The 11,195-nt window shown below is 40.3% G+C and carries 9 protein-coding genes and 1 pseudogene; 2 read left to right on the top strand and 8 right to left on the bottom strand.

Annotated features, from left to right (window positions below; genetic code table 11):
* The 8 genes from VGN67_RS01025 to VGN67_RS01060 all read right to left on the bottom strand — a co-directional run bounded on the left by VGN67_RS01025 (position 1) and on the right by VGN67_RS01060 (position 10,061).
* On the bottom strand, positions 1 to 2,601 hold the full coding sequence (locus VGN67_RS01025; protein ID WP_327484897.1) for a hypothetical protein: 2,601 nt from the start codon (positions 2,599 to 2,601) through the stop codon (positions 1 to 3).
* A 788-nt stretch (positions 2,602 to 3,389) separates the two neighbouring features.
* Positions 3,390 to 3,884 carry a hypothetical protein gene (locus VGN67_RS01030; RefSeq protein WP_327484898.1) on the bottom strand — a complete coding sequence of 165 codons (495 nt, stop codon included), beginning with the start codon at positions 3,882 to 3,884 and terminating at the stop codon, positions 3,390 to 3,392.
* Positions 3,885 to 4,103: 219 nt separating this feature from the next.
* Positions 4,104 to 4,748 (bottom strand): vWA domain-containing protein, encoded by a 645-nt coding sequence (locus VGN67_RS01035; protein ID WP_327484899.1) that lies wholly within the window; start codon positions 4,746 to 4,748, stop codon positions 4,104 to 4,106.
* A gap of 197 nt (positions 4,749 to 4,945) precedes the next feature.
* Positions 4,946 to 6,325, bottom strand: a complete 1,380-nt coding sequence (locus VGN67_RS01040; RefSeq protein WP_327484900.1) for a hypothetical protein — start codon at positions 6,323 to 6,325, stop codon at positions 4,946 to 4,948.
* Between the two features lie 34 nt (positions 6,326 to 6,359).
* Positions 6,360 to 6,758, bottom strand: coding sequence for a GNAT family N-acetyltransferase (locus VGN67_RS01045; RefSeq protein WP_327484901.1), 399 nt, complete (start codon positions 6,756 to 6,758; stop codon positions 6,360 to 6,362).
* A gap of 220 nt (positions 6,759 to 6,978) precedes the next feature.
* On the bottom strand, positions 6,979 to 7,860 hold the full coding sequence (locus VGN67_RS01050) for a cysteine peptidase family C39 domain-containing protein (protein ID WP_327484902.1): 882 nt from the start codon (positions 7,858 to 7,860) through the stop codon (positions 6,979 to 6,981).
* 149 nt (positions 7,861 to 8,009) lie between these two features.
* On the bottom strand, positions 8,010 to 8,162 hold the full coding sequence (locus VGN67_RS01055; RefSeq protein ID WP_327484903.1) for a hypothetical protein: 153 nt from the start codon (positions 8,160 to 8,162) through the stop codon (positions 8,010 to 8,012).
* Positions 8,163 to 8,204: 42 nt separating this feature from the next.
* Complete coding sequence (locus tag VGN67_RS01060; RefSeq protein ID WP_327484904.1) at positions 8,205 to 10,061, bottom strand: DUF2779 domain-containing protein; 1,857 nt, start codon at positions 10,059 to 10,061, stop codon at positions 8,205 to 8,207.
* Positions 10,062 to 10,141: 80 nt separating this feature from the next.
* Here VGN67_RS01060 and VGN67_RS01065 point away from each other — a divergent pair, with 80 nt between their 5' ends.
* Together VGN67_RS01065 and VGN67_RS01070 are read left to right on the top strand one after the other, a co-directional pair.
* On the top strand, positions 10,142 to 10,609 hold the full coding sequence (locus VGN67_RS01065) for a helix-turn-helix domain-containing protein (protein WP_327484905.1): 468 nt from the start codon (positions 10,142 to 10,144) through the stop codon (positions 10,607 to 10,609).
* Positions 10,597 to 11,166, top strand: a pseudogene (locus VGN67_RS01070) (IS630 family transposase); the annotation flags it as partial. The gene VGN67_RS01065 and the pseudogene VGN67_RS01070, both read left to right, overlap by 13 nt.
* Between the last annotated feature and the right edge of the window lie 29 nt (positions 11,167 to 11,195).

An 11,195-nucleotide genomic window follows, 5' to 3' on the forward strand; every position in this document is an offset into this window, starting at 1 on the left:
TTAAATATGGTAAATTTTGTATATTTTTTTTATTTCAATATGATTTATGAATTCGTCAAGCAAGGTATTAGTGAATACTTCATCTTCTTCTAAATGTATACCATTCAATTGGGCAATAAGCTTTTGCATAGCAGTTCTTATAAATTTTATCTGAATAGACTTTAATTCTGAATTAGCTTTGTCTAGAGAATTTATATCATTTATATCAATAATTCCAACTATATTGAGGGTCAGTAATAACTTTTTAAAGTTATCAGGTCTCCTGGTTTCATTATCTATCCAGTTTACTACAGCAGCCGGTCCAATTATGAATCCATGTTCTTTTAACTTCTTACAGAAGTATTCGACATCCATACTATTACCTAAATAATTTTTAATTTGCAATCTCCATCTTTCGTCTAATTTGATGATTTGTCTAAAATTAGGGTTCTTTTTTAGAGATTGCTCCATCAACTCTTTCGCATGAACTCCACTTTTAGTAGTAATTATCTGATCTCCTTCTTTCAGTTGGATTGTGGGTTTCATTAATTTGTCCACATCCTTAAAGTCTGAATCCTCATATATAAAGAAATTTCTGTTTAAAGGCACAGTAATGGAAGTGTTGTCATCAAAAAGCATAATACACATACTGACGGGCCCTCTAGGAGTAATAGGGATAATTGGTGAAATGTCTAAGTCATCAACTGGGTCTTCATAGTCATCATCAGGTCCATCAATATCATTAGGATTGTTATTGCCATCATTAGCGTTATCAATATCATGCCACCTATAATCTATAGGAATCAATTCATTCATTTCATCAACTTGCATATTCGGAGGCACTTCTACCCCCAAAAGTTCATGTTTGGTATTAATATTACCTACCTCTACCTGAAGGTGTCGGTGCCTACGTAAAGTCCTCATAGTAAATGAATATGATCTGCTATCTAGGACAAAGACCTGCCTATTAGCTAGAATATTGCTTGATACCGTACCAACAAGTTTTCTGTTGCTTGTTAGGTAAAATATTGCTGTTGGAACTATGTCATTATTTGAGTTAATATTATGTAATTTACTTTTATGGTAACATGTAGCACTTATATTTGGACAGATAGCATTTAATCTGCCTTCTATCCACCTTTTATCATCCATATTCGTATTATCAGAAACTATGCATATAGATCCATTAATATTCATGTTCGCTACCAAATCCGAAATGCATTGTAACTTGTAGTTGACAAAGTATTCTGGTATGTTGAAAATATCATTTATAAGGCTTTGTGTTTCGATGATAATATTATAGTCTTGGCCGTTGGCGAACCATCTTATCTGTATTTGGTCAAGTGTGGATAAAAAACTATCTCTGAATACTGTAAAACTATCAGGGTCGTAAAAAGAATTTAGTTTTGTACTCAATTCGTTAAGACAACTAATAGGTTTTAATACTTCTCCATTACAAAAGCTTTCTTGTGCTAGTATTCTCCACCTGTATAATAAATTAGTTATTCTTCTATTTAGATCTTCATATCTGATGCATCCGATATTAGTAACTACAATATTTGCTTCCAAATTCGCATTAGCACCATTGTTTAAAATTTGTTCTTCGACTGGATTTAATAACCAAGGGGTATAGTTGATTTGTAAATTAATTAACCTATCATGAATGTATAAATTGTTATTTTTAGTTATTAAATAGATGTTATTTAAATGGTGATTATATACTCTTTCAAAATAATTGTCATTCAACCACCTGTACTCTTCATTAAGTCTATCAGATTTATTCCAGCGGTCTGATAACTCATCAAATCCATCTATTATTATGGTTTTAATATGATCTAGATCGCCATTTCCTGCCTCTATTATGGCTTCATAAGCTCGGAAGGCATCATGGCGCGCTATCAGTATGGAGACGGGTTTGTTGCCAGTTTTTCTGGTGTTTGATAGAAGTTGAAATTTTATTTCATCAGGGGAGAAAACTACTTTCTGAATATTTAAATGCTTCCTTAAGTCTGAGTCCGACACCTTTACGTTTTGAAGAAGACTTTCAAATTTAGAAGTATTTGTGAATATTATAGCCCCCTCATATTCATCATAAGTGGGAGGAATTGGAAAGTTAAATATATTTCCTTCGACTGCTTTGTCAATTTTTTTAAATGAGCAAATGAGGTCTCGAACATCATGCGCACTTCTGTATTCCCATTGCAATTGATATAAATTTGTAAAAGTCATTTTAATAATATGGCCGATACCTGATGTTATTGTTATTTGTCTATTTATGAATTCTACACTTGTAATGCTGCATATGTTTCCTTTGTACACAACTTGCTTTTGACCCAGTGTATAATATTGATTTGTAAAGCCATGCTGTGTATTATTCAGCGCTTTGCGGTATTTTCCCATTATAATATAAAATGGAATAAGATTTACAATATTATAATCTTCTGGCAGATACAATCCTATAACTCTATTTTGAGGATTGACAGAGTTATTATAGATCATGTAAGGTAGTAAATAACGCTCCGTGAAAGTAGGAGTTGTATTATTATTGATACTAAAATATGTATTTGCAAGATCAGGGAAATATGTTTGAATTATTTGAGTAATTAATTCTATATTAATCATGAGTGAAAAAATATGAGTGTGAGATTTGATATTATATATAAGTATATAGTGGTGGTCGAATAACTATCCTTTTCTTATAGATTGTATGATTGCTTTATTCCGTTTGAAATATAGTCAGCTTTTTTATATTTTTATCTATTATTAATTATAATTTATCGCACCTATGGGGTGGTGTCTGGTGAATAGGTTATTTAACAATATATATAGATATTTTTACGCCTTAATAAAAGTTGAATAATTAGGGTTTTCTAGGGATATCTTTTTCTCGTTTTCAAGAGCATCGTGATTGGAACCAGCTGCTCTACGCCGATTAATTAATTAAACTGATAATGCGTAAATTATTGAATGTGTTGGTTACTTTTGAAAGTATTATCTGTTTGTAGATGGAAGAAAAGAGGAGAGAACAAGCCATTTGTCTAGAGGTATAATTTTATAAAATAACAATAAGGTAAAAAAAAATGGAATTATCAAATAAAATTATTTTATGGTTATGCTGGTAGCCAAAAGTTTTTTAACTTATCTCTATCCTTTGGTCATGGGTGGGCAGGTTAATTATAACTATCTAAGTTGTATAGCAATTGTATTTTAGATTACTGCTCCAGGTAGGACGACGGGCTTCTTCTTCCAGATCATCAATTCTTTAAGCCGCTCTTGTTTCAGTAGGATGTGTTTAATTGTATCACTTATGCCGTCAAAAGGCTTGCCTAGCTGCCAGTCGGCGATATGGATGAATCGGGTCATTGTTGTGTGCTGGTTAGTAGTTGTACGTAAATTAATAAGCCTTGGACTCAAGACCTTATCACCTGTAGCGATGATTTTATGAATTCATCCGGACTCTGGACATCGCCACTAAATAAGCCATAGTTTTTATGGCCGTCGGGCGTCCATTCGCAAAGCATAGCCTCAGGTTTTTCAGGAGTACTATCCATCGCATCTTCAAGTGTAAAGTACCGGCAAGAGTCAGCTCCCTCGCTTCGTATAGCTACTGACATCCAGGCGTTGGTCATCCCGATAGGTTGCGGAAATGTAAAAAGTACGATCTCATACTCCCCTTCGGTTCTGAAAGTACTGCTGAAGTCATGCATGGCGGGCTTCTTAGGCATATTGGAATAGGTCCAAGCCTCGTGCCAAAGGCGTTTCAACTGGCTTTCAGTTTTTAATTTGATAAAATTCAGCATAAAAGGCTGGTAGAGAACGGTATCCCGTATTAATTCATGAGCTAATGCGCGGTAGAAATAGTATAGCTGTTCTTCTTCCTGTTCGCTAAGTTGTGTATGTGCCATGGGCGTATAGTTTGAGGTATAAAACATTCAAAATCACAAGAGATGGCTTTTACCTCAGCGCTTCTCAAGATAATAACGGTGTAGATATACGTAGAAGAATGATTAATTTAATCACCCATGCTATCAGGCTGCGCGCTTTTAAGGCTATTAAATACTGCTATTTTGAAGATAGCCGAAGAAGCAGAACTTTAGTAGAGGGGAAAATCTTTGGTCCCGGAGCTATTCCTTGTCCCAAAAGTCCTTCATAGCATCCTTACTTGATTGTCCCTGGTAGATTTTGTTGTAAAAGCTCATGCGGCCCAGGCTCTCTTTTTTAAACAAACCCTTCATGTCTTCTTCGTTAGACTCAAACTGGGTGAAGCTATCTATATCCATCGACTTTGCTACTTGCTCCACGGCATGATTGGCCCCCATGTAGGTAAATGCCCAGTCTTTTTCCTTTAGCCTTTGGATCATGGCTTTGATGTTCGTTCCCTTAAATTCCCGGGAGCTATTCTCTTCTCCATCTGTAAGGATACTTACCAGTACCGAGTATTCTTTTTCCTGCTCGGTCTGAAACTCCAGGCGCATTAAACTCTTACCGATAGCATCGTAAAGAGGCGTGCTGGCATTGGGCAGGTAGCTTTCTGCGGTTAGTTCGGAGAGTTCTTCTACCGGCTGTTTGTCAAGCAGGGTTTTGATGCCCGTGCCGTTGAAGGTTACCAGCGTTACGAAGTGCTGCTGCTCAGGAAACTGCCGCTGGGCCGCCCGGATGGTCTGGACGGTTTCGTTGAAGCCGTTTAGGGTTACTGTTTTAACAGATTGCATGGAACCGCTCTCATCCAGGATGATCAGGTTATAAATAGGGCGTAGGGACTGGCTCATAAGTGTGTTCGGTTTAAATGTGATTTGATGAATAGGTTATTTAGCGTATCAAAGGTAAGTAGGCTCTTTAAGCGTAAGAAAAGTCTGCAAGCTTGCAGACTTGCTCTTTAGGGTTATAGTAAACCCATTAGTAAAAAAAGATCAATGAGCATACGTTGCTTATGATACATTTTTTTAGGTGCACAGTCCAAATCACCTTAAGCTCCAGGATGATCATTCAACTTTTCTTCTGCTCTTTCTCTGGCTTTGATTGCATCACTATAGTCTGGTTCCAATTCTAATGCTTTAGAATAGAACTCTACGGCTTCTGTATAAAATCCAAGGTCATATCTCGCATCACCTATACATTTACAATCATGCGCAGATTCAACCTGATTTAACGAATGTAGAGTCTTCCATGAAAAAGGGTCATACTCTTTGAAAGGTATATCCCGTTCGGTTCTTTTAAAAAAGGACATATGTCTTTTGGCTAACGTCCTTTTATTTAAGTTGTTAGAAGGGTCAGTCAATCCCAGATCAATTGATGCACCATAATAATCACAGGCTTCATTATATTTTTTCAGCCTAAATTTTACGTCTCCAATTTGTTCTAAAAAAGCAGGTGAGAAATAACCGGTTTTGAATACTATTTCCAAATGGGAAAAGGATTTCTGATATTTCCCCTCGTTGTATAAGTACTTTGCATTATCAATGTGAAAGTTAAGTTGGTCAAAATTGTTTCCAAGTGGTAGCGCAACGAGAAAGGTTTCTCCATTATTAAATTTTGATTGTAACCATAACTTTAATTTATCGCCTAGGCCAAGAGCTACTTCGCAATCAGGATTAAGTTCAAGAGCTATATGTAAGTCTTGTAGTGCTTCGTCAAACTTACCATTGGCTATTTTAGTTACACCTCTTGCTATTATTGAGGCAGTAAATTGACTGTCCGCCCTCAACGCTAAGGTAAAGTTTTCAATTGCTTCCCTATAATTTCCTTGATAATACTTTATCCATCCTTCACAATAATAATATCGAGCATCTTTGGGGTCTAACGGCATAGCTTTTCGCTTATCCTCAAACGAGCCTAAGTAATCCCCTAGCTTTTCTTTTATTTCTGATCTACTTTTAAATAAATTTATATTGTTTGGCTCCATTTCTAGTGCGGTTGTATAGTCTTCTATAGCTCCGCGATAATCTTTAATTCTATCTTTTATTTGAGCTCGTAGAATATAAGCCAAATAGTATTCAGGATTATGAATTATTGTATTATTGCAATCTTCAATGGCGGATTTATAATCTTTATACTTATGAAACATTACAAAAGCCCTAAAATAATAGGCGATCCACTCTTTTGGATTTAATTCAATTGATTTTGAAAAATCTTTGATAGCACCTTCATAATCAGGTTTTCTGATATCATTTTCATATCTATATATTAACCTGGCTCTACAAAAATAATTTATTGATTCATTGGGGTTTGATTCTAGCGCTCTATTATAATCCTCGATTGCTCCATCATAATCTTTGTCTAGCTCTTTTGGGCTAAGCGCATTTAAAATTTCTCCTTCAAGTGGAATTTTTACTAAGATGTTAACCATAGCTTTAAAATTTTAAAGTTTCATAAATGTCAGTTTATGGTATACGCTTTTTCAATTCTATTTCAACATTGGCTCCATACTGCCGACCTGTTGGGCCCATATTTATGAACCCACACGCTTCCATGCACCTAATGGAAGGAACGTTCGTCGCAAAACAATGGGCAAAGGTTTCGGTGTAACCCTGGCTCCTCAGGTAGTTGACCAAGCTACCTACTGATTCGGTCGCATAGCCTTGCCGGGTGTAGTTCAGGCCGATGTTGAAGCCAATGTTATTCGGGTGTCCGGAGAAAAAGTTTCCATGGATGACGAAGCCAACCATGGCGTTCTCCTGTTTACTTTTTACGATCCAGGCATTATAATGCCGGACGGCATTATCCATAAAGTAGCTTAATTGTCTCTGCTCAGACACGGGGTAGGGTACATACCTGTTCACGTTCTGAGTTTGCTGCTCCGGCGAAGCAGTTCTGCCAGAGGCTATTCAATTCGGCCGGTGACCAGTCGGATATAAATATTAGGCGTTCAGTTTCGTTCATTGGTGGGTATTGTTATAGTAGTGAATTTATAAATAGTGTATGACCAATGAACCAAATCTACTAGTTCCTGCTATCATGCAGTCACAGTTGCAAGCTTGCATTGGAGTACCGGTATCGGTATTAGTTAAACAGCTGGTAGGTAGTAATTACACTATCTGATTCTTCATAAATTTTTCTTCGTTTCAGCCAGTGTTCACGATTGTTCAGTAGCCTTAGCTGGTACCCCCAGATATAGTCAATACCTTTGATAGTAGAGGGGTAATTTATCAGCCTTCTTCCAATACCAAATCTTCTGAATTCTTTGAATACACCCAGGGCTAATCCTTCGATTCCTTTTAAGTCCTTAAGGACTTCATAATCGGGCCCGTACGGAGGAATAGATTGACTTCCCAGGAAATAAAAGCCCACTACCTCTCCACCTGATTCGGCCACGACGCTCAACTCGGGCTCATAGTGACTGATCATCCCCCAGATTGATTCGCTAAGCAGGTCTGTAGATTTAAATACTTCCGCCAGTCGGGGCTTAATAATGGTTAAATCATCCTCCCTGACACTTCTTATTAGTACCTTTTTAATTTCAAAGAAATAGTAGTCTCTGACCCGCCAGATGCTTTCCAACTCTTCCTGCGAATAAGTTAGTTCACCCAGTGTAGGATCATATACAAGAAAATGCTCGCCGTGTAGGCCGTACACTACTATCCAATGGGGTACTCCATGGGTGATTGTCCGCAGAATAGCTATACTACCACTCTTGAGTACTATTGCTAACGTACGGTATGGCTGCTCCTCATTAGTATGGACTTTATAGCTCAGCCCCAGTCCCCCCAGCCCCAACTTCATTTTTTCAGGAGGTGTTCCCTCCACCCAGTCAGTGCCACATAGAACACATAGTTCTTCAATGGAAGGTACCTCTGGTAAGAGTGCATCGGCTACCATTTTCAGGCAGGTGGGTCCGCAGGAGTTACCGGTTGGCTGGTATATGTGTTTAATATTTTCAGGCATAGTTTCATTTCTTTAGTGGATCTAATTCTTATCCAAGTACTGTACTATTCAATTAATTTTTCTCTTCCTTAAATTCTATGACCGCTGTCGGGACTGATTATATTGGGCATAGGGTTAAATAGCATGATGCAAAAACTATAAGTAGCGTATTATTTAAAATAGCCTACCTCTCTTCCCCAGTACTCCCAAATCATCACCATAGCCATGGTATCCAGTTCGCAGTACCGAAGTAGTGCTCCCTTGTAAGCCTGACGAATCTCTTCACTCAAATCTGTGTAAAGCAGGTAGGAATAGGCCGTCATGGCTGCTCCTCCATTATTAATCTCTTCCAACTCAGCTTCCTCCTAGCTACTGATGCACCGCCCGCTGGCATCTGTTATGGGGGGCAGTGTTTTATAAGGATTATTACCCATTGTCTCATCTATCCAGCAGTGGCTCCGGAAATTCCGACTCGGTATCTGCTCTGTTCCGTAGATTGGCTTAGAGTACTTCTTACGGATATAGTCCGAGCTATTAATGACGGAGGGAAGTATATCTTTAATAGAATTAGAACCTTTGGCGTAGAGGGAATAAAAGTGCTTAAGCACCAGGTCGTACAAGTCCTGCATGGGGTTGATAGGTGTCCACTTTTTCGATTTAGGTATATTACGTCCTGGTTCAGTTATCTGCTCAATAAAAGCCATCAGTTCAAATTTATCGGGTACGGTATCTACAGTTTCGAGCATGAGCTGCCGGTAAATGTGATTCAGATACGTATTTTCGTGGCTATGGTACCTGAAAATAGTACCCGTCTTGTTGAAAAGATCTTTTTGTAGGCTCCGCAGGAATTCATAATTAGGAAACACCCCTGCATCAAAATGTAAAAATTCGTTTTCGTGCCGAATAGAGCCATCGGCTTCCATGACGTGATAGGAGTACTGAAAAGCTACGGCTTCGTACGGCTTCCGACCCGCGTGAAAAGGCAAAGCCGTCATGGTAGTTTCGAAATCTATAAAATGGAAGGGGGCAGGTAGTTGATCAAAAAGGTCTGTCAGGCCTTCCAGATCCAGGTAGGGAACGAAATCCTTTCTGGCGGCTTTATGGATCTGGATTGTACGTCGTTGTGTACTGTCCAGGGTAGTTACTCCCGGTGCTTCGTATTTGTTGGGTGCATATACATCTTCGGGGACATCTTTGAGAAATATATGCTTTCTATCCAGTGCTTCTTTCACAATGTTTTTAGCTCCGGTCTTCCCCGCCCAAAGTGATAGTACCAGGTCCTGGTCAAAGTCGTTGTTGGTCAGCCCCGCTACCTCTTTCCAGCATTCGTGGAATCCACTGGCAGGGCGCTGTTGTGGAAAGTCTGGGTTTTTATACGTACAGGCTTTGCACTTTGAGCCCAATACCGGCTTGATACGTTCCTTAGATGTATAGGCGTTACAAAGTTTGTCTATTAACTGTTCGAAGGTTTCAACTCCTTCTACGTCAACTTCTACCGGATTCGAATAAATCCAGTCGCACACCTCATCTACGTTAATTATTTTCAAGGGCAGGTGGCCCAGCTCACTACGGGTCAGGTTAGTCCTGGATGTAATCTTGAGGCGGCCATCTTCTTCTTTTACCCGAAAGAGCTGATTTAATCCATTTACAGTACATACTTCGTCCTTATTGACAAGTATTGTATAAGCTTTGACCCTCTTACCGGTATCCCGCTCGCATACGTACTTCTGAAAAGCTATATCGTATAGTTCATCCCGCCAGTCAGGATTGAGCTTATTTTGCCCCTTTTGCGGCCCTCTTTTAATTTCTTTCAGGAATTCTGTTTCACGATCCCATCCCTTTGACTTTACCTCGTAAAGATGAATGACGTCCTCTTCCTCAACAGTAATGTCTGTACGCACGAGCAGGTTCTCGTGCTGGAAAGCTGCTTCGGCTAGCAGCTGGTGTTTGTGGGCCCGACGGCTTCTGGTAAGGTCCAGAGCAAGCTGTTTGTTGATGGTTTCGACCGTAAAGAATTCTTTCTCCGGCTCATCACAAAACAGGTACTTAGCAAGTGCTCCTACCTGAAATCCTCCATTGGCGAGGGCTTGTAAAAAAGGGTCATCATTACTTTGATTGAAATATTCACTTGTGTCTACATAGGCTAAAGCGGTAGGACATTGGAGACCAGTTTTGAATAAGGACTTGGTGAGTAGCTTTGAGGTGGATTCTAGTGGGGGCATGGTAGTAGTGGCTTATAGGTTGAAGTATGTATTATTAAGTAGTCGGTCAAAAATATGGATGTAATTTTTATCTTTCCTTCATGCAAGGAAAGAAACGATACATAACATTGAGTGCCGAGCAACGCGAGGCACTTGTTGAAGGCCACAAGCGGGGCAATAAGGCCACCTTTCGCCTTCGCTGCCAGATGATCCTACTGAGCGACCGGGGGCGAAAGATTCCTGACATCGCCGATATACTGGGCTGCAATCGCCAGAGCGTGGTCAAGTGGCTGAACCGATACGAGAATGCCGGGCTTGAGGGGCTGAACACGGCCAAAGGACCGGGACGCCCGGCTATCGTGCGCATCGACAACCGCAAGGAAGTCGACCAGATCGAGCGAATCGTTGAAGAGCACCCCCAGAAGCTCGACGTAGCGCGTGCGCAGATCGAGGCCACCCTAGGAAAGAAAATGTCACAGCAGACGCTTCGTAGACTTTTAAAAAAAACGGCTGGTGCTGGAAGCGCTTCCGGCGCCGTCCACCCAAGCGACCCCCGGAAGAGGAAGTGAAGGCGGCCACCGAGGTACTGGGCCTGCTTTTGTGCTTGGCATTGTCCGGTCTGATCGATCTGCGCTACGCTGATGAAAGCGCCTTCAGCTTGCAGCCCAATGTGCCCTACGGCTGGATGCCTACCGGTCAGCAGCGCGGTATCAGTAGCCAGAAGGGCGGTTCGCTCAACGTCTTTGGCCTGTTGAATCTGCGGGGCGATCTGACCAGTTACCAGACCACGGGCCCTGTCAGCTCGCAGACGGTCATCGATTGGCTTGACGATTACGCCACAGGGGTGCAGCAGACCACGGTCGTCGTACTCGACAACGCGCCCTGGCACTGCTCCAAGCAGGTTGAGGGTAAAATCGGAGGATGGGAGCACAAGGGGATGTACCTTTTCTTCCTGCCGCCCTACTGCCCCCACCTGAATCTGATCGAGACACTGTGGAGGAAGATCAAACACGAGTGGCTGCGCCCTCAGGATTTTGAAAGTAAAGCGGCGCTGCATTCGAGAGTAAACCATATTCTTGAAAATTATGGAAACCAGGTGTTTTCCATCCTGTTCTCAATCAAATAAATGTATGACTAAATATGACCCACTACTTA

Origin of the sequence: Telluribacter sp. (assembly GCF_035998675.1) — a bacterium.
Taxonomy (GTDB): domain Bacteria; phylum Bacteroidota; class Bacteroidia; order Cytophagales; family Spirosomataceae; genus Telluribacter.